The sequence below is a fragment of the Neoaquamicrobium sediminum genome (assembly GCF_040970315.1).
GTDB classification, from domain to species: Bacteria; Pseudomonadota; Alphaproteobacteria; order Rhizobiales; family Rhizobiaceae; genus Aerobium; species Aerobium sediminum.
On record NZ_JAZHFV010000013.1, the window covers coordinates 15655 to 33339 of the forward strand.

General features: G+C 65.7%; 18 protein-coding genes. 12 read left to right on the forward strand and 6 right to left on the reverse strand.

Annotated elements, in window-relative coordinates; genetic code table 11:
* Positions 1 to 5 precede the first annotated feature (5 nt).
* The 4 genes from V1479_RS24145 to V1479_RS24160 are packed head-to-tail and all read right to left on the reverse strand — an operon-like array spanning position 6 to position 3449.
* Entirely contained in the window at positions 6 to 1127 is a 1122-nt protein-coding gene (locus V1479_RS24145; protein WP_368805101.1) for a molybdopterin-binding protein, read from the reverse strand.
* A gap of 50 nt (positions 1128 to 1177) precedes the next feature.
* A complete protein-coding gene (locus tag V1479_RS24150) occupies positions 1178 to 2011 on the reverse strand; it encodes an ABC transporter substrate-binding protein (protein WP_173193891.1) in 834 nt (277 codons plus the stop codon).
* Positions 2012 to 2031: 20 nt separating this feature from the next.
* Complete coding sequence (locus V1479_RS24155) at positions 2032 to 2754, reverse strand: ATP-binding cassette domain-containing protein (protein ID WP_368805102.1); 723 nt, start codon at positions 2752 to 2754, stop codon at positions 2032 to 2034.
* A gap of 2 nt (positions 2755 to 2756) precedes the next feature.
* Positions 2757 to 3449, reverse strand: a complete 693-nt coding sequence (locus V1479_RS24160) for an ABC transporter permease (protein ID WP_368805103.1) — start codon at positions 3447 to 3449, stop codon at positions 2757 to 2759.
* 90 nt (positions 3450 to 3539) lie between these two features.
* On the opposite strand from V1479_RS24160, the gene V1479_RS24165 reads away from it, so the two are divergent.
* Positions 3540 to 4415, forward strand: coding sequence for a substrate-binding domain-containing protein (locus tag V1479_RS24165; protein WP_368805104.1), 876 nt, complete (start codon positions 3540 to 3542; stop codon positions 4413 to 4415).
* A 23-nt stretch (positions 4416 to 4438) separates the two neighbouring features.
* On the opposite strand, the gene V1479_RS24170 is transcribed toward V1479_RS24165, so the two are convergent.
* Complete coding sequence (locus tag V1479_RS24170; RefSeq protein ID WP_368805105.1) at positions 4439 to 4645, reverse strand: DUF6494 family protein; 207 nt, start codon at positions 4643 to 4645, stop codon at positions 4439 to 4441.
* A gap of 101 nt (positions 4646 to 4746) precedes the next feature.
* On the opposite strand from V1479_RS24170, the gene V1479_RS24175 reads away from it, so the two are divergent.
* Entirely contained in the window at positions 4747 to 6033 is a 1287-nt protein-coding gene (locus V1479_RS24175) for a c-type cytochrome (RefSeq protein ID WP_368805106.1), read from the forward strand.
* A 2-nt stretch (positions 6034 to 6035) separates the two neighbouring features.
* On the opposite strand, the gene V1479_RS24180 is transcribed toward V1479_RS24175, so the two are convergent.
* A complete protein-coding gene (locus tag V1479_RS24180) occupies positions 6036 to 8078 on the reverse strand; it encodes a 4Fe-4S binding protein (protein WP_368805107.1) in 2043 nt (680 codons plus the stop codon).
* A gap of 102 nt (positions 8079 to 8180) precedes the next feature.
* On the opposite strand from V1479_RS24180, the gene V1479_RS24185 reads away from it, so the two are divergent.
* From V1479_RS24185 to V1479_RS24230, 10 genes are all read left to right on the forward strand, one after another.
* Positions 8181 to 8927: a biotin/lipoate--protein ligase family protein gene (locus V1479_RS24185; protein ID WP_368805108.1), complete on the forward strand. Its 747-nt coding sequence runs from the start codon at positions 8181 to 8183 to the stop codon at positions 8925 to 8927.
* Entirely contained in the window at positions 8918 to 9460 is a 543-nt protein-coding gene (locus tag V1479_RS24190) for a DUF6505 family protein (RefSeq protein ID WP_368805109.1), read from the forward strand. The genes V1479_RS24185 and V1479_RS24190 overlap by 10 nt, the downstream gene beginning before the upstream one ends.
* Positions 9457 to 10473: a DUF6352 family protein gene (locus V1479_RS24195; protein ID WP_368805110.1), complete on the forward strand. Its 1017-nt coding sequence runs from the start codon at positions 9457 to 9459 to the stop codon at positions 10471 to 10473. The genes V1479_RS24190 and V1479_RS24195 overlap by 4 nt, the downstream gene beginning before the upstream one ends.
* Before the next feature lie 9 nt (positions 10474 to 10482).
* Complete coding sequence (locus V1479_RS24200) at positions 10483 to 10995, forward strand: DUF3305 domain-containing protein (RefSeq protein WP_368805111.1); 513 nt, start codon at positions 10483 to 10485, stop codon at positions 10993 to 10995.
* Complete coding sequence (locus tag V1479_RS24205) at positions 10992 to 11726, forward strand: DUF3306 domain-containing protein (RefSeq protein WP_368805112.1); 735 nt, start codon at positions 10992 to 10994, stop codon at positions 11724 to 11726. Before V1479_RS24200 ends, V1479_RS24205 begins: the two co-directional genes overlap by 4 nt.
* A 91-nt stretch (positions 11727 to 11817) precedes the next feature.
* Positions 11818 to 12621 carry a molecular chaperone TorD family protein gene (locus V1479_RS24210; RefSeq protein ID WP_173193871.1) on the forward strand — a complete coding sequence of 268 codons (804 nt, stop codon included), beginning with the start codon at positions 11818 to 11820 and terminating at the stop codon, positions 12619 to 12621.
* Positions 12622 to 12666: 45 nt separating this feature from the next.
* Complete coding sequence (locus V1479_RS24215) at positions 12667 to 12876, forward strand: twin-arginine translocation signal domain-containing protein (protein WP_173193869.1); 210 nt, start codon at positions 12667 to 12669, stop codon at positions 12874 to 12876.
* 7 nt (positions 12877 to 12883) lie between these two features.
* Positions 12884 to 15805 carry a formate dehydrogenase subunit alpha gene (locus tag V1479_RS24220; RefSeq protein ID WP_368805113.1) on the forward strand — a complete coding sequence of 974 codons (2922 nt, stop codon included), beginning with the start codon at positions 12884 to 12886 and terminating at the stop codon, positions 15803 to 15805.
* Positions 15806 to 15821: 16 nt separating this feature from the next.
* Positions 15822 to 16418, forward strand: a complete 597-nt coding sequence (gene fdh3B / locus V1479_RS24225) for a formate dehydrogenase FDH3 subunit beta (RefSeq protein ID WP_173193867.1) — start codon at positions 15822 to 15824, stop codon at positions 16416 to 16418.
* A 73-nt stretch (positions 16419 to 16491) separates the two neighbouring features.
* Positions 16492 to 17514 carry a formate dehydrogenase subunit gamma gene (locus V1479_RS24230; RefSeq protein ID WP_368805114.1) on the forward strand — a complete coding sequence of 341 codons (1023 nt, stop codon included), beginning with the start codon at positions 16492 to 16494 and terminating at the stop codon, positions 17512 to 17514.
* The last annotated feature ends 171 nt before the right edge of the window (positions 17515 to 17685 follow it).

The window sequence follows — 17685 nt, forward strand, 5'->3', positions numbered from 1 at the left end:
CGGGCTCAATTCGAATGGCGGAGCGGAATGGCGGCAACGGGTGTATCGGCGGCATATCCCTCACTGTCGCCCGGCACCGCGAGCCAGGCATCGGCCAGCCGCATGGCGTCGAGGGGGAAATCGCCGACGGCGAGCGGCGACCACCTGTCCCCCTCTCTGCCGAGCAGGGCGATCTCGCAGATCCCGACCGCGGACGAAATCTTCCGCGAGAGCGGCATGACGATGCCGACCCGTTCGCACCGCCCTGACAGGCGATCGAGGACCGGCTGGACGAGCGCGAGGAAACCGCCGAGAGCCTGGTCGGGCGAACCGGCCAACGCTATCACCGGCGTGCTGCCGAGCCGGCCGACCGCCGTGGTGCGGCCAGGCTGCAGGGCGATTCGGTGCGCAATCAGCACGCCGCGCCGCGCAAAGGCCTCGGCGGTCACGTCGGTGCGGCCGTCGCCCGTGCCTCCGACCATAAGGATGAGATCGCAGGCCTCGCCGTCGAGTGCTGCGGCGATCGTGGCCGCGTCTCGCGCCTTGCTCTGCGTCCCGGCAACGGCCGCGCCTGAAATCTTCAGCCTGTCGATGACGAACTGCGTCGAGAAGGTTTCCCGGCCCGCAGCTGCGACATCGATCACGCGGACCCGTGGAACCCGCACGGCAAGCTCACTCAGTCCCGCCTTGCGCGCGACCAGAAGGTCGGCAGCGCAGATCGTCTTTCCTTCAACGGCCACCGGCTGGCCGGCCGCCATGTCCTCGCCCGCACGGCGCACGCCCTCACCGGGCGCAGCCTCACCGTGGACCTGCGTTATCGGGCCGCTGCCATCGACCAGGCCGGCCTGAAGCACGCAATCGCATCCCTCCGGCATGGTGTCCCCCGTCTCGACCCAGACCGGGACGGCGGCCAGCGCCAGGGGCGAATAGGCAGACGCTCCCACCAGATCGAGCGCGCGACACGCCCAGCCGTCGATTGCGGCGATGTCCTGCACCGGCTGCGCCGGCAGCACATCCGCCATCCCGGCAGCAATGCAACCAAGCGCCTCGCCAAGCGGCGCCAGGCGGGGCGCAACCGGCGACATGCCGTCAAGCAAGGCGGCAAGCGCCGGGTCGAGACCGGTCAGGGCGCCGGTCGGGAAAGGCATTCTCATCATGTCGCGATGATGGACAGACGCGAACGCCTTTGCAACAAGGGTCAGGAGCGCGCCTGCTCGGCGTTCGGGAAGAAGAGCTGCTGGCCGTCGATCTTGTGTTCGCCGATCGAGGTCTGCCCCTCGGGCGAGATCAGCCAATTGATAAAAGCCTTACCGGCCTCCGCCTTGACGCTCGGGTGTTTTTCAGGATTCACCAGCATAACGCCATACTGGTTGAACAGCCGCTTGTCGCCCTCGACCACGACTTCGAGATCGCCGCGGTTCTTGAACGCCAGCCAGGTGCCGCGGTCGGAAAGGACGTAGCCGTTCATGGCGGAGGCCGTATTGAGCGCCGCTCCCATGCCCTGCCCGATCTCCTTGTACCACTGGCCCTTCGCAGTTTCGATATTGAGGTCGGCCTCCTTCCAGAGCCTGAGCTCGGCGGAATGGGTGCCTGACTTGTCGCCGCGCGAGACGAACGGCGCTTCCTTGTCTTTGATCGCGGTCAATGCGGCCGCTATATCCTCGGTGCCGCGGATGCCGGCGGGGTCGCTCTTGGGGCCGATCAGCACGAAATCGTTGTACATCACGTCGAACCGCTCCGTCGCGAAGCCCTCCTCGACGAACTTCTCCTCCTGCGCCTTGGCATGGACGAACACGACGTCGGCATCCCCGCGGCGACCGGTGTCGAGGGCCTGCCCGGTTCCCTGCGCCACAATCTTGACGTCGATCCCGGTCTTCGCCTTGAACACCGGGAGAATATGGTCGAACAGGCCGGAATCCTGCGTGGAGGTTGTCGATGCGACGACGATCGACTGGTCCTGTGCAAGGGCCGGCGTGCCGCCTGACAGCATCAGGAGCATTACGAGGCTAGAGAACGTTCGGCGAGTCAGCATCTCAATCTCCGTTCGGTTGATCAAAGGACGAGATCGCCGCGCACGAAGGCTGCAGCTTGCGGGGTCGCCGGCCGGTCTAGGAAATCGCCGGCGGACGCATGTTCGACCAGGCTGCCGCGAACGAGGAATACGACCTCCCCCGCAAGCCTGCGCACCTGACCGAGATCGTGCGAGGCCATGACGATTTTCGTGCCCGAATGGGCGGCGGCGAGAATGATTTCCTCGACGAAACGCGTTGCGGCGGGATCGAGGCTGGCAGTCGGTTCGTCGAGCAGAAGGATCTCGGGCTGGCGCGCCAGCGCGCGGGCAAGCGCCAGCCGCTGCTGCTCGCCGCCGGACAGGCGGCGCGCCGGGCGCGAAGCGAGCGCAAGCAGGTCGACGCGGTCGAGCAGTTCCTCGGTGCGTCGGGCGCGCTGGCCGCGCGGACAGCCGGCCTGGGCCAGCCCGTAGACGACATTCGCGGCAGCGGAACGTCGCAGCATCACCGGCTTCTGGAACAGGATCGCGCGGCGTTCCGGGCCGCCATCCGTTCGGCCGCCCCAGCTCACCGCGCCCCGCGACGGGCTTGCCAGCCCCATGCAGAGCCGCAGCAGCGACGTCTTGCCCGATCCGTTGGGGCCGAGAATGAGCGTCGGCGCTCCCGGCCCGATCGTCAGGTTCAGCCGGTCGAGTATGGTCGTGGCGCCCACGGTCAGCGACACGTCGCCGAAGGAAAGGGGGAGATCGCTCCTGGCTGCCCGCATCGCTAACCCGCCCGTTGCTCGGACCACACCCGTACCCCCCAAGCGGTGGCGTTGATCAGCATGATCAGGAAAATCAGGATGAGGCCGAGCCCCATTGCCAGCGGTAGGTTCCCCTTGGAGGTTTCCAGGGCGATGGTGGTGGTCATGGTGCGGGTGAAGCCATCGATATTGCCGCCGACGATCATCACCGTGCCCACCTCGGCTGCGGCTCTGCCGAAGCCGGCAAGCAGGACGGTGACGAGACTGAAGCGGCTGTCCCACAGAAGCGTCGCGACCTGTCCCGCCCGGCCGACGCCCATCGCGGTCAGCTCCTCGCGATATTCGAGCCAGAGATCCTCGACCGTCTGGCGGGCCAACGCCGCAACAATGGGCAGCACCAGCAGCGCCTGCGCGATAACCATGGCGGTCGGGGTGAACAGGAGCCCGAACTCTCCCAGCGGCCCGGACCGCGAAAGCAGCAGATAGACCGTCAGGCCCACCACGACCGGTGGCAGCCCCATGAAACCGTTCAGCACCACGATGATCGCCGAGCGGCCGGGAAAGCGTGTCAGCGCGAGAAGGGCGCCGAGCGGCAGTCCCACAAGCGTCGCGATCGCGACGGCCGACAGGCTGATGGCCAGGGACAACCGCACGATGGCGAACAAGGTCGCATCACCGGACGCGATAAGTTGCCATGCGCTGACGGTTTCCGACATCGGCCATCCTACTCAGGTGTATTTTTCACGCATGAGCTTCCTGAATGTCAAATTGTTGAACCTGAACAGGAATATGCATAAGAATGCAGGATGGAGCTTTTAACGACATCCGAGGCCGCCGACTATCTCCGCCTGGGGGAGCGCAAGCTCTACGAGCTCGTCGCGGAGGAACGCATTCCGTGCAGCAAGGTGACCGGCAAGTGGCTTTTCCCGCGGCATGAGCTCGACCGCTGGGTGATGTCGGGATTGGCGCGGCCGGCGGGCATGTCAACGCCCGAGCCGCCGCCGATCGTCGGGGGAAGCCAGGACGACCTGCTCGAATGGAGTTTGCGCCAGTCAGGCTCCGGCCTGGCGTCGCTGACGGAAGGCACGGAAGGCGGCGTCGCGCGGTTGCTGCGAGGCGAGGTCGCCGCGGCGGCGATCCATTTTCACGGCGATACCGCCGACGCAAACATTGCTGCGGTGGCAGCCATGCCCCGGCTTTCCGATGCGGTGCTGGTCGGATTCGCCCGCCGCGAGCAAGGGCTGCTGTTGCCGCCCGGCAATCCGAGATCGCTTCACGGGCTGGCAGACGTGCTTTCTACCGGCGCAAGGATGGCCGTCCGGCAACGCGGCGCCGGCGCGGACATGCTGCTCACCCTTCTGCTGGCAGGCATAGGCGCGCAGCCCCAGGATATCGACCGGCTGGAGCCGCCCTGCCTAACGGGTCCCGACCTTGCGGCAGCTATCCGCACCGGTCGGGCCGACTGCGGGATCGCCACGCGCGCTGCCGCTCGCGCCACCGGCCTGGACTTCGTACCGCTGGCCCGGGAGAGCTTCGACCTGCTGATGCGTCAACGGACCTATTTCCAGCCATCCTTCCAGGCGCTTATACGATTTCTCTCACAAGAAGCCTTCGCCGGCCGGGCCGCCGAGCTTGCCGGATACGACCCGGCCCCCGCCGGGCAGATCCGGTTCTTCAAATAGGGAGCGATCCTATCGCGGCCGCGTCATCCGAGATCGATCTCGCCTTCCACGACATGATGCAGGCCGGCGGCTTCGGACGTGATGACCGCTTTCACGGTTATTCGTCCCTGCCCTTTCAGGCCCTTTTGCTCCACCGCCTTCTCGATCGCCTGCTGCGAGGTCACGCCGACCTGCTTGAGAAACTTGCGCATGGAGACGTTGAAAGGGTCGGTTTCCATATTCTGGGTCATATGATTGCCTCGAACAGTGTGAACGCTGCCGCCGTCCGGCAAGCTCGGGTCCTGCGGCGGAGGCACATCCGCCAACGGAGCACGGAACGGGTCAGGGTGCAATGAAGACGACGCTCGCGATAGGCATGGCGGCAATCGTTTCGTTGATCCTCGGCGCATCTGCGCAGGGGGCGGAGCTGCGCGGCCATGGCGGTCCGGTGCGCGCGATCGCCATCGCCGGCGACGGGCGGACGGCGATCACCGGCAGCTTCGATGCCAAGGCGATCATCTGGTCGCTGGAGACGGGCGAGGCGCGGGAGGTGCTGCTGTTCCACGACGACCAGGTCGACGCCGTCGCATCCCTGCCGGACGGGCGCTTCGCCAGCGCGGGAGCGGACGGCCGCATCGCGATCTGGGAGGACGGCAGGAGCGCGCCCGTTTCTGTCCTGGAAGGACATACCGGGCCGGTCGCGGCACTCGCCGTATCGCCCGACGGCGCGACGCTCGCTTCGGCTTCCTGGGATGCCAGTGTGCGGCTGTGGCCGCTTTCCGGTGGAGAGCCGCTCATCCTTGAGGGTCACCGGGGCAATGTCAACGCGGTTGCCTTCCTTTCCGACGGGACGCTGGCAAGTGCCGGCCACGACGCGGCGGTCATCCTCTGGCCGCCCGAACGCGACACAACGCCGGTCAGGGCCGACATGCCGGTCCCGCTCAGCGCGCTGGTGGCAACGGCGGACGACCGCCTGTTTGCGGGAGGTGTGGACGGAAAGATGCGCGAGGTGGACCGGGATGGCGTAATCCGCGGCGAAATTGCGGTGTCCACCGGTCCGGTAACCGCGCTCGCTGCATCGGAGGATGGAGGGTATATCGCAGCCTCGTCCGTCAGGGGCGGAATCACCCTGCTCGACGCCGGGAGCCTGACACCGATCCGTACCCTTGGTGCGGCCGGCGTACCGGTCTGGTCCCTCGCCTTCTCATCCGACGGCAGGACCCTGCTGGCCGGCGGCGCGGATCGCATCGTGCGGGAATGGGATGCCGGGACCGGACAGCAGCTCGGGACCGCGCCCGAAGGCCCGGCCGATCCAATGGCCGAATATGCAGGCAGTCCCGGCGCGGAAGTCTTCCGCGCCTGCGTGGCATGCCACACGCTCGATCCGGACGACGGCAATCGCGCCGGGCCGACACTGCACGGCATCTTTGGCCGGCGCATCGCGTCGGTGCCGGACTACCGCTATTCGCCCGCCTTCCGGGAGATGGACATCGTATGGACGCCGGAGACGGTGTCGAAGCTGTTCGAGGTCGGGCCAACCAAATACACGCCCGGCACCAAGATGCCGGAACAGACCATCAGCAACCCCGAGGACCGGGCGGCGCTGATCCGCTTCCTGCAGGCCGAGACCCGCGACTGAGGTCACGTCGTCTTGTCGTCCGGGGTTTCCCGGGCGCGGAGATAGTCTTCCGTCGTTCGCGGTGCGGGGCGCTGCCGCGCCTCGTAGGGATCGAAACCCTCGTTCATCACGACCTCGACACGGCAATTGTCGCACATCCGCACCAGGTCCAGCCGTTGCGCGTTCTCTCCCGCGAACATCCAGTGCTTGCCCTCGAGCTTGGCGACGATCCGCTCGACCGTGCTGCGGGTGCCGAACGGAGTGCCGCAGCGTATGCAGTCATAAGGCTCTTCCTGCTTCACCGCGAGGCGCGGTGCGCTCCACGCGGCAAAATCCACCCGCGGCGTCAGGGTGATCACCTTCTCCGGGCAGGTCGCCGCGCAAAGGCCGCATTGGACGCACGCACTCTCGGAGAAATACAACGCGGGATGGTCCTCGCTGTCCGAGAGCGCGCCTGTCGGGCAGGCCGACACGCAGGAAAGGCAGAGCGTGCAGCCGTCGATATTGACGTCAAGCCCGCCGAACGGCGCTGCCGCCGGCAACGCCACGCGGTCCACCGGCGTCGGCGCGGCGCGATGCAGTTCCAGCATCGTGCTTCTCAACAGGCTGCGCTTGTCACCGAGCGGCAGGAAGGTCGCGGGCTTCCGCACGTTCGCCCCCGGGACGATCCCATCGAGAGCCGATGCGAGAATATCCGGATCGTCGGCCTCGATCAGCCCGCAGATATCCGGCCCGTAGCCGAGCGCCTGCCCGACGAGATTCGCGATGACGACGTTCCTGGCCAAACCGTCGAGTTCGTGCTTCGGCTTCGCTGAAGAGAGCGCCCTGACCGCCACCGCACCCCATGCGACGGGCGAGGTCCACGCCTCGACGCCCAGTTGCGTTATCCCGTTGACGGCGACCGGCAGCACGTTTGCGGGCAGACCCAGGCCGAAACGCGCAAGTGCATCGATGAGCGGTTCGCCATGATCGCCATCGTGAAACAGCACGATCGGGTCGCTACCGCCCGCCTCGCGATAGGTGACCAGCAGCGTGCGCAACCGCCGGAGCAGGGCCTCGGCATCGGGGACGGCATAGGCGGCAGCGCCGGTCGGACAGGCGGCAGCACAACTGCCGCAGCCGGCGCAGACTTCCGCATCGATGACGACGTGGTCGCCGGCAGGCGTGATCGCGCCGGTCGGACACAGGTCCAGGCACCGCGTGCAGCCGGTGATGCGCGAGCGCGAATGCGCGCACAGGTCGGCGGTAAAATTGATGTAACGCGGCTTGTCGAACTCGCCCACGAGCCCGGCAGCCTTCGCGACAGCGGCGGCGATTCCCGCCCGATCGGCGGGATCGGCCTTCAGGTAGCCCTCGCGCAATTCGTGGGCCGGAAACAGGGGAACGCCGCCCGAAATGTCGAGAATGATGTCCGCGTTGGAGTTCGCGCCGTCGCGAGGCGCCCCGAACCGCAGGCTCTCGCGCGACGAAGGCGCAGGCATCGCGAAACCGTCCACCGTCAGTTCGAAGGCGCCGAGATGGCCCCGCGCGTTTCGGATCGTCCCCTTCACGACCGGGAAATCCCATACCCGGTGCGGCGGAACGTCCTCTGGACGCGTCAGCAGCACGGTGACGTCCAGTTCGCCGGCGAGCTGTCGACCGGCGTCGACCGCCGCCTCGCCGCGGCCATAGACCAGCACCACGCCGCCGCTTGCAAGTGTGACGGACGCCGGCGGCGCGACCGGTTCTGCGGCCATCGCAATGAGGGCCGCAGCCTTCGGCCCGGCTGACGCGGCCAGTTGCGACCAGCCGGCCGTCTCGCGGATGTTCGCGAAAGCAAGATCGCCCTCGAAGCCGGCATCCTGCGCGACCTCGCGGAACAGCGGCGCCTGCTGCGTACAGGCTATCGTGATGGCACCGCCGGCGCTCAACGCGCCTTGGACGCGGTCGAGTTCGGCGCCACAGAACTGTTCGCCGGATTGGACCACGGCGCTCCTGCACCCGCGGGCGACGCTGTCGCCAAAGCCGGGCATGCTCCTCTCGCAGGAGCAGACGAAGACCGTGCGCGGTTTTTCCAGGCTGCTCATCGTGCCTCCCCGCGGCGCGATACCGCCCACTGCGATAGCGCCTTCACTTTAGAACCATTATAAGGATAATACGCTCGCCGTCATCAGCAATGGACCGGCATCATGTCGCTGCGCGCTTCGGTCATGGACCGGGCACTCGATCTGCCCCCGCTTTACAGCCTCGTCGTCCTGCGAGAGCACGGCGACGCATTTGCGCACGCCTGCACGATAGCGGGCGAGCGGGGCGCGGGCACGCTGGTCTGGGCGCGGCGCTACGATGCGGCCGAATTCGCGGTCGTCCTGGAGCCGGAAGAGCCGCTGGCAGAAGCCCGCCTGGCGCTCTATGCCGGCATGAACGCGCTGGCCGACGCGCTTGCGATGCATGCGCCGCCGTCGCGACCGATCACCTTCGAATGGCCGGACACGATCTGCGTCGACGGGGTGCGCGTGGGCGGCGGGCGCCTGGGCTGGCCCGAGGAAACGTGGGACGACAGGACCCCGGCTTGGCTCGTCTTCTCGGCCACGATCCGCACGACTGTCACCCGTGACGACGAGCCCGGCCTGCGGCCGCTGTGCGGCGCACTCGACGAGGTGGGCTTCGAAGCACCCGATACGGGCGAGATCATCACCAGCTTTTCCCGTCATCTGATGTCCGCGTTCCATCAGTGGAGCGAAACCGGCTTCGCGCCCGTCGCCCGGCAGTGGCTGGAACGCCTTTCACCAACAGGCCAGGATGTCCGGCTCGCCGACAATGGCGACCTGCTGCTTTCGGGAAAGCCTGGCCAGGACGGCTTCGGGAGGCGGGGCCTGGCGAAAGCCGTTGCCTCTCCCAGCTGGCTCGATCCCGCGACGGGAATGCCATGGCTTTGAAGCTGCCGCGCACGATCCGCCTCGATCCCTCGGACACCTTCGTCTATTCCCGCGCCGCGGAACCCGGCGAGTGGGCCGTCACCGGCTCCTTCCTGTTCTTCGGCGCCGATGTCGAGGCTCTTTCCGGCAAGGAACGGCAGGCCTTCCGCGCCGGTTTCCTGGGCGTCGACAGCTTCGGTTGGTCCACCCTCGTCGTCGTGACCGAGGCCAGCGCGGAAGAACGCGCGGCCGTGGTCGAAAAACTGGCTGAGCAGCTCGTCGCCCGTTGCGGCGCGCCGGGGCTGGAGGCCGCGCGGCCGGCCGCCGAGGAAGAGGTCGCCTTCGCCCAGTCGCTGTGCGACCATCCGCCGAACACCCTGCTCGCCCTCCACCGCGCGAGCGAGGAGCCAGGGGTCCGGGAAACCTTCCGCACCCTCCACCGGAAGGTGAGCCGGCTCGATCCGGCGACGGCATTTCGCGTCATCGAAATCGATGAGGAAAACGACCCCGTGGAAGAGGTCGACATCCGGGCATTGGCTGGAAGGGACACGTGAAGGATTTCTGGATTTCCTCAGGTCACCACCTGCTTGATCGGGATCAGGCAGGCCGGCTGATCGTGACCGATACGTTCCTCAAGGCCTATTTCGCGCGGCCCGAACTCATGCCGCCCGAAGAGGCCTGCGAGGCGGAATTGCGGCTGCATCACGAGCTTCTGGCTCACGATCCCCGCCGGCCTGTCGGGCAGGACGAGATCGCCGCGTTGAACGACGCCGACGCGCGCGAGAACTGGGCGTTCATGATCGCCTTCCGCGACCGCCTGCTGGCCGCCCCCTCGATCGAGGCCGCTTATCTCGAGCTGGCGCGCGGCTCGGCAGCCGACACGCCCCCGCTCTTCATGAACCAGCTCGCGCAGGTGGTGCTACGCAATGTGCTCGACGGCGAGGACGACCCCTTCGTCCTGCGCGCGGCCGAACTGTTCTACCGGACGCAGCGAGTGACCTTCCACGAAGGCGCGCTGCTGCTTGCCGATGCCGAAACGATAGAGGTCCATGAGCAGAACCGCCACGCCTCCCCGCTTCTGGGCATGCTCGGCGGACCGGCCGTCACCGAGCTCGCGATCCTCGAGGACAAGAATGCCGACAGCTATTTCGGCAGGAGCGACGCCTTCGACATGGTGCTCAGTCTCAGCGCCGCCGACAGCCCCGCGCGACGCGGCCTTGCCGCCGCGATGGAAGCCTGGATACGCCATCTGCTGGCGGTCGAGGTGACGATCGAACCGGTCGAGCAGATCGAGGACGACGACTGGGCGTGGTTCGTCGGCCTCGACGCCGAGGCGACGCGTATCGGCAATGCGCTGTGGACGGGCAAGGATGTTGATCCGGAGGCGATGGAGAACGTCCTGGCGCTGTTCCGGCTCACCTTTTCCGACACCGCGGAAGCCAGGCCTGACGTGGGTGCGCGGCCCGTCTGGCTGATCATGGCGATGACACCCGACCGGACGATCCGCATGAAGCCGCAGAATCTCGTCGCCGGGCTGCCGCTCCGCACTATGGCGGCGGCGAATTAGGAGCGCAGCATGGTGCGTGAAAAGGTCGAAATCGGGGTTATCGTGGAGCGGCGGGCTCTGAAAAACCCCTGGGTTGACCACGCCTGGGTGCCCGTCGCCTTACTCGTCGGCGTGCCGGCCGCCGCGCCATGGACAGTGCTTGAACAATCGGCGGGGCTGATCCGTTATTATGCCGGCGCGATCGAGATGGAGTTCTTCGGAACGGACACGACGATGTATCGGGAGAACCTGCGTTCGCAGCGGCCCAGCCTCTGGGTGGTGCTGCGTCAAACCGATGTGCCGCCAGGGGTCGTGCTGCACCTTGTGACGGCCGATCCCGCCGACGCCGAAGCGCTGACGGAGACCGGTACGGACATCATTGAGGCCCTTCCGATGCCGGTCGAAATACGGCAGCAGCTTGCCGCCTTCGTGGAGGCGCATCACGTCGAGCGCCCGTTCATCAAGCGCAAGCGTGATCGGGCGGACCCCAACGCGATGGCCAGACGGGATCCGAGTCCCGGACATCGGGACGACGGGAAATGAGCGGCGGCAACGAAAATCCCTTCGCCCGCTGGTCGCGCCGCAAACGGGCGGCGCTGTCCGACGAGGCGCAGCCGGTACCCGAAACGAAAGACGCAGGGGACGAGGCTGCCGCGCATGTCTATGCCGACGCCCCGCTGCTGCAACCCGATCCCGCGCAGCCGGAAGCGGCGGAGGCGGAAGCGGCTGACCCTGCAGAGCCCCTTCCCCGCCTCGAGGACCTGACCGCCGAAAGCGACCTTACGGCCTTCCTGAAAAAGGACGTGCCGCTGGCGCTGAAGAGCGCGGCCCTGCGCAAGATGTGGTCGCTCGATCCAGGGATTCGCGACTATGTCGGTCCGTCGGAATATGCCTGGGATTTCAACCAGCCCGGCTCGATGGCGGGCTTCGGCCCGCTCGATGCGAAAGAAACCGTCGTCGACTTCCTGTCGAAAACGGTGCGCGCCTTGGAGCCGGATGCGGGACCGACTGCCGCCGACGAGCCGCCCGGTGCGGCCTCCGAACAACCGGCGACCGTTCCGCCGGATTCGGTAACCGACGCCGGCACGCCGGACCCCTCTCAGGTGCCGGAACCACTCGGACCGGCCCTACCCCTCGACGTTGCAGGCTCGACGGTAACCGCCTCAGATGATGCGGACCCGGCAAAGCTTCCGCGCCAGACCGACGAGGCCGGGCGTCAGCAGGTCTCCGAACCGGGCCTCCGGCCACGCCACGGCGGCGCCATGCCGCGCTGAGCCGGCGCACTTGAAGCTCACGAATTCTTTCCCTGAACAGGGATTGCATTATGCCCATCGGGAAATACTATAAACGTGCAGTACCGAGGGCATGAATATGCATAGGGAAGCAGGGTTGGAGGAGGCGATCAGGGCGATGGGCGGAGTTTCCGTCCTGGCGCGCGGTCTTGGTGTCGCTCAACCCACGGTTTCGCTATGGTATCGCATTCCGGCCGAACGGGTTCTCTCCGTCGAGGCTCTTACCGGCCTTTCCCGGACCGTACTGCGCCCCGATCTCTATCCCGCGCCCGACGAGCACGCCGCAGGTGTCGATGATATCGACCGCGCGCGGTCGGACGAATACGCATTGCTTGCCGCGCTGCTGCTTGCGCCGCCCGATGCCGCCATGTTGACCCGGCTTTCCGACGTGACAGGCGACGCCGAGATACCGCTTGGCCAGGCGCATGCGGCACTCGGAAGAGCGGCGGGAACCGCGTCGGCAAATAGCGTCAGACGGGAATATTATGAGCTTTTCATCGGCGTCGGACGTGGAGAACTTCTTCCTTACGCGTCCTACTATCTCACCGGTTTCCTCAACGAACGCCCGCTCGCCCGCCTGCGCGGGGACATGATCCGCCTTGGCATCGAGCGGGCGGAAGGCCATTTTGACCCGGAAGATCATCTCGGCACCCTTTGCGAGATCATGAGCGGATTTGCCGGCAATCACTTCATCGCCCCGGATGGCGGCCAGCAGGATTTCTTCGAGCGCCACGTCTTACCTTGGGCCGGGCGCTTCTTCACCGATCTGGAAAACGCGAAAAGCGCCAGTTTCTATCGCTCGATCGGCACGGTCGGGCGGCTCTTCATCGACATCGAGACAGAGGCCTTCGCCATGGAGACGCGGCGAAGCGCATAGACGCATGCCTAGGGCCGGGAGCCCGCAAAAAGAGGAGGAAGGAAGATGCAGGACGAGCGGCAATCGGCACTGAGCCGGCGCAACTTCCTTCGAGCCTTCGGCGGCGCCTCCACCGCCGCCGTCGCGACCGCTGCGTTCGTTCCTACCGAGGCGCACGCCTACGATCCCGGCGAAGAGGAGACGCGGGCCCGTTATCAGGAGACCGATCACGTCAAGACCTTCTACCGCGTGAACGGCTATCCGAAGGGAAAGTGAGGGCGCCATGCTGACGAAACGCAAAGGCGGACAGGCAAGCCGCACGAAACTGCAGTCGCTCATTGGAGGCACGGCGTCGGCTCCCGTGGACCGGCGGACATTCCTTCGCCGATCCGGCCTCGCGGTCGGCGGGGTCGCCGCACTCGGCTCGTTCCAGCTCGGAACGGTCAGGAAGGCCGCCGCGATCAGCCCGCCGCAGCCGGGTGTGCCGATCGAACTGAAAAAGAGCATCTGCACCCATTGCTCGGTCGGATGCACCGTGACGGCCGAGGTCCAGAACGGCGTCTGGACCGGCCAGGAGCCCTCTTGGGACAGCCCGTTCAACCGCGGCTCTCACTGCGCCAAGGGCGCCAGCGTGCGCGAGCTCGTGCACAGCGACCGCCGCCTGAAATATCCCATGAAACTGGTCGCAGGGCAGTGGGAGCGCGTCTCGTGGGACGAGGCGATCAACGGCATCGGCGACAAGCTTCTCGAGATTCGCGAGAAGTCCGGCCCGGAATCCGTCTACTGGATGGGATCGGCGAAGTTCTCCAACGAAGGCACGTATCTCTTCCGCAAGCTCGCTGCCCTGTGGGGAACGAACAATCAGGATCATCAGGCGCGTATCTGCCATTCGACGACGGTCGCCGGCGTAGCCAATACCTGGGGCTACGGCGCGATGACCAACTCGTACAACGACATCCGAAACTCTAAGACGATGCTCGTTCTGGGCGGAAACCCGGCCGAGGCGCATCCGGTCGCCATGCAGCACCTGCTCGAAGGCAAGGAGCTGAATAACGGCAACCTGATCGTCATGGACCCCCGGTTCACCCGCACGGCCGCGCACGCCACGGAGTATGCCCGGTTCAGATCCGGAACCGACATCGCGCTGATCTGGGGCATGCTCTGGCACATCTTCGAGAACGGCTGGGAGGATAAGGAATTCATCGCCCAGCGCGTCTACGGGATGGATGAGGTCCGCAAGGAAGTCGCGAAATACACCCCCGACGAGGTGGAGACGATCACCGGCGTCCCTGGCGATCAACTGAAGCGCATCGCCGAGATGTTCGCGACACAGAAGCCGGCCACGATCATCTGGTGCATGGGCCAGACGCACCACACGGTCGGAACCGCCAACACGCGGGCAAGCTGCATCCTGTGCCTGGCAACCGGCAATATCGGAAAGCCGGGCACCGGCGCGAACATTTTCCGCGGTCACGACAACGTGCAGGGCGCGACGGATATCGGGCTCGATGTGGTCACGCTGCCCTTCTACTACGGGCTGACGGAAGGCGCCTGGAAGCACTGGTCGCGCGTCTGGGAGATCCCCTACGACGATCTGGTCGGACAGTTCGCCTCCAAGGAGCTGATGGAGACGCCCGGCGTTCCGCTGACGCGATGGTTCGATTCGGTTGCGCTGCCGAAGGAAGAGGTCGAGCAGCCCGACGTCATGCGCGCGATGTTCGTGCAGGGCCATGCCAGCAACAGTATCGCCCGCATACCGGAATCGGTGAAGGGGCTCGCGGGTCTTGAACTGCTCGTTGTGGCCGATCCCCATCCGACGACCTGGGCTTCGCTCGCGGTGCAGGCGGGCCGTCAGGAAGACACCTATCTGCTGCCGGTCTGCACGCAGTTCGAGACCTCAGGGTCGCGCGTTGCCTCCAATCGTGCCCTCCAGTGGGGCGAGCAGATCGTGCCGCCGAGCTTCGAGCAGAAGGACGACTATCAGGTCCTCTACCTGCTTTCGCAGAAACTCGGCCTCGCTGACTGGATGTTCAAGAATATCGCGGTCGAAGGTGACCGGCCGGTGCCGGAGGACGTGCTGCGCGAGATGAACCGCGGCAGTTGGTCGACCGGCTATTGCGGCCAGTCGCCGGAGCGGCTCAAGGCGCACATGAAGAATCAGCACAAGTTCGATCTGGTCACCCTGCGCGCGCCGAAGGATGATCCGGAGGTCGGCGGCGACTATTACGGCTTGCCCTGGCCGTGCTGGGGCAAGCCCGAGGTTCGCCATCCCGGAACCTCCAATCTCTACAGCACCGGCCTGCATGTCATGGACGGCGGCAGCCCGTTTCGCGCGCGCTTCGGCGTCGAACGGAACGGCGAAACGCTTCTTGCCGAAGGCTCCTATACGGAAGGTTCCGAACTCACCGACGGCTATCCGGAATTCACTATGGCCGTGCTGCAGAAGCTCGGCTGGGACCAAGATCTGACCCCTGAAGAGCTCACCGTCATCCAGACGATCGGCGACGACATGGGCGACATCGGAGCTGTGTCGTGGTCGACGGACCTGTCGGGCGGCATCCAGCGCGTCGTGCTCAGCCATGGCTGTCATCCATACGGGAACGGAAAGGCCCGAGCCCTCGCCTGGAACCTGCCCGACCCGGTGCCGATCCATCGCGAGCCGATTTATACGCCCAGGGTGGACCTGGTCGCGAAATATCCAACCTATCCGGATGCCCGGCAATTCCGCCTGCCGAACATCGGCTTCAGCGTGCAGAAGGCAGCGGTGGACAACGGCATCGCCAATTCGTTCCCGATCATCCTGACGACCGGTCGTCTGGTCGAATATGAAGGCGGCGGCGAGGAAACCCGGTCGAACCGGTGGCTGGCCGAGCTTCAGCAAGACATGTTCGTCGAGATCAACCCGGCCGACGCGAGCGAGCGCGGCATCAGCGACGGCGCGTGGGTCTGGGTCAACGGAGCGGAGAACGATTCGAAGGCCAGGGTGAAGGCGCTGGTGACCGAGCGTGTCGGCAGGGGTGTCGCCTTCATGCCCTTCCATTTCGGCGGCTGGTTCCAAGGCGAGGATCTGCGGGCCAACTATCCGGAGGGAACCGATCCCTATGTGCTGGGTGAAAGCGCCAACAGCATCACCACCTACGGCTACGACCCAGTGACGGGCATGCAGGAACCGAAGGTCACGCTTTGCCAGATCGCGGCGGCTTAACAGGGAGGAACGAACAATGGCCAGGATGAAGTTCCTTTGTGACGCCGACCGCTGCATCGAGTGCAACGCCTGCGTCACCGCCTGCAAGAACGAGCACGATGTGCCCTGGGGCATCAACCGGCGCCGTGTCGTCACCATCAACGACGGCAAGCCGGGCGAGCGCTCGGTCTCCATGGCCTGCATGCACTGCACCGACGCGCCATGTGCGGCGGTATGCCCTGTCGATTGCTTCTACACGACAGCGGACGCGGTAGTGCTGCATTCGAAGGATCTGTGCATCGGCTGCGGCTACTGCTTCTACGCCTGCCCGTTCGGCGCGCCGCAATATCCGCGTGTCGCCAATTTCGGCTCGCGCGGCAAGATGGACAAATGTACGTTCTGTGCGGCCGGTCCAGAGGCGGATTCGACCGAGGCCGAATATGCGAAATACGGCGCCAATCGCCTGGCCGAAGGCAAGCTGCCGCTCTGCGCGGAGATGTGCTCGACCAAGTCGCTGCTCGCCGGCGACGGCGAGATCATCGCGGCCATCTACAAGGAGCGTGTCACGCAGCGCGGGTACGGCTCCGGAGCATGGGGCTGGCAGACGGCCTATCGCGAGACGGTCGAAGTCTAGGTCAGGATCTAGCAACCTAGCAGCGGGCGCTGGACGGGTTCCCGCGGCAAACACGCTCAGGAGGATGAAGCACATGCGGATCTGGAGCCTTGGTCGATTGATTCCGCCGGCTGTCGCAGCGTTCATTCTGGCCATCGGCCTGGTTGTCGTTCCTGCGGGCGCGCAGGAAGGCTCGGGAAGCAACCCCACCGCCCAGGCGGTGAGCGAACAGCAGCTTCTCGATGAGCTTAACAAGGTCCAGGGCCGCGTCAGCATACCGGACCGGAAGGCCGCGACCTTGCAGCAGCCGCAGGGCCGCGACTATCAAGGCTTCCATGAGCGCGCGCTGCCGTGGATCGGCGGCATCGCCATCGGTGGCATGCTGCTCGTGCTTTTCCTATTCTACTTCATCAGGGGCCGGATCCGCACGCAGGCGGGTGAATCTGGCGTCAGAATCCTCCGGTTCAACGCGTTGGAGCGCCTGGCGCATTGGACGACCGCTGTAGCCTTCATCGTCCTGGCCATCACGGGTCTGAACTTCGTCTTCGGCAAGCGCTTGCTGATGCCGCTTATCGGACCAGAGGCATTCTCGACATGGACGGTATGGGCGAAATACGCGCATGATTTCGTCGCCTGGGCGTTCATGCTCGGCGTGCTCGTCATGCTGGTCCTGTGGGTCTGGGACAATCTCCCCGACCGCTACGACGCGAACTGGCTCAAGAAAGCCGGCGGGATGTTCGATCGATCGAACAGGACGCATCCGCCGGCAGCGCGCTTCAACACGGGACAGAAGCTCATCTTCTGGGCTGTCGTGCTCGGCGGAATATCGTTGTCGGTTTCTGGCATCTTCCTGCTGTTCCCGTTCGTTTTTACCGACGTCAACGGCATGCAGATGGCCCAGTATGTCCACGCGGCCGTCGGCGTCATCATGGTCGCGGTCATCATCGCGCACATCTATATTGGCACGCTCGGCATGGAGGGCGCCTACGATGCGATGGGTTCCGGCACGGTAGATTTGAACTGGGCCAAGGAGCATCATAGCGCCTGGGTCGAGAAGCAGCAGGCCAAGGCCGACGGAAGGGTGCCGCCGCACAATGCCACCGAGCCGGCAGAATAGACCGATCTTCCCCCCGATCAAAAAGCCCGGACCGGTCGGTCCCCAGCCCTTAACTGAAATGTGGACTTCTAGTTGAAGTTCCTCCGAAACCACATAAGTCTCAAAGGCTTGTGGGGTTTCCTCCTGCCAGAGAAATCTGAAACGGACGAATAGCTTCGGCTGCCCGCCCCT

What these genes read in the sequence shown, in the direction of transcription:
- V1479_RS24145 (WP_368805101.1), bottom strand. Translation starts at nt 1,127, where the DNA reads ATGCCTTTCCCGACCGGCGCCCTGACCGGTCTCGACCCGGCGCTTGCC.
- V1479_RS24150 (WP_173193891.1), bottom strand. Translation starts at nt 2,011, where the DNA reads ATGCTGACTCGCCGAACGTTCTCTAGCCTCGTAATGCTCCTGATGCTG.
- V1479_RS24155 (WP_368805102.1), bottom strand. Translation starts at nt 2,754, where the DNA reads ATGCGGGCAGCCAGGAGCGATCTCCCCCTTTCCTTCGGCGACGTGTCG.
- V1479_RS24160 (WP_368805103.1), bottom strand. Translation starts at nt 3,449, where the DNA reads ATGTCGGAAACCGTCAGCGCATGGCAACTTATCGCGTCCGGTGATGCG.
- V1479_RS24165 (WP_368805104.1), top strand. Translation starts at nt 3,540, where the DNA reads ATGGAGCTTTTAACGACATCCGAGGCCGCCGACTATCTCCGCCTGGGG.
- V1479_RS24170 (WP_368805105.1), bottom strand. Translation starts at nt 4,645, where the DNA reads ATGACCCAGAATATGGAAACCGACCCTTTCAACGTCTCCATGCGCAAG.
- V1479_RS24175 (WP_368805106.1), top strand. Translation starts at nt 4,747, where the DNA reads ATGAAGACGACGCTCGCGATAGGCATGGCGGCAATCGTTTCGTTGATC.
- V1479_RS24180 (WP_368805107.1), bottom strand. Translation starts at nt 8,078, where the DNA reads ATGAGCAGCCTGGAAAAACCGCGCACGGTCTTCGTCTGCTCCTGCGAG.
- V1479_RS24185 (WP_368805108.1), top strand. Translation starts at nt 8,181, where the DNA reads ATGTCGCTGCGCGCTTCGGTCATGGACCGGGCACTCGATCTGCCCCCG.
- V1479_RS24190 (WP_368805109.1), top strand. Translation starts at nt 8,918, where the DNA reads ATGGCTTTGAAGCTGCCGCGCACGATCCGCCTCGATCCCTCGGACACC.
- V1479_RS24200 (WP_368805111.1), top strand. Translation starts at nt 10,483, where the DNA reads ATGGTGCGTGAAAAGGTCGAAATCGGGGTTATCGTGGAGCGGCGGGCT.
- V1479_RS24205 (WP_368805112.1), top strand. Translation starts at nt 10,992, where the DNA reads ATGAGCGGCGGCAACGAAAATCCCTTCGCCCGCTGGTCGCGCCGCAAA.
- V1479_RS24210 (WP_173193871.1), top strand. Translation starts at nt 11,818, where the DNA reads ATGAATATGCATAGGGAAGCAGGGTTGGAGGAGGCGATCAGGGCGATG.
- V1479_RS24215 (WP_173193869.1), top strand. Translation starts at nt 12,667, where the DNA reads ATGCAGGACGAGCGGCAATCGGCACTGAGCCGGCGCAACTTCCTTCGA.
- V1479_RS24220 (WP_368805113.1), top strand. Translation starts at nt 12,884, where the DNA reads ATGCTGACGAAACGCAAAGGCGGACAGGCAAGCCGCACGAAACTGCAG.
- fdh3B (WP_173193867.1), top strand. Translation starts at nt 15,822, where the DNA reads ATGGCCAGGATGAAGTTCCTTTGTGACGCCGACCGCTGCATCGAGTGC.
- V1479_RS24230 (WP_368805114.1), top strand. Translation starts at nt 16,492, where the DNA reads ATGCGGATCTGGAGCCTTGGTCGATTGATTCCGCCGGCTGTCGCAGCG.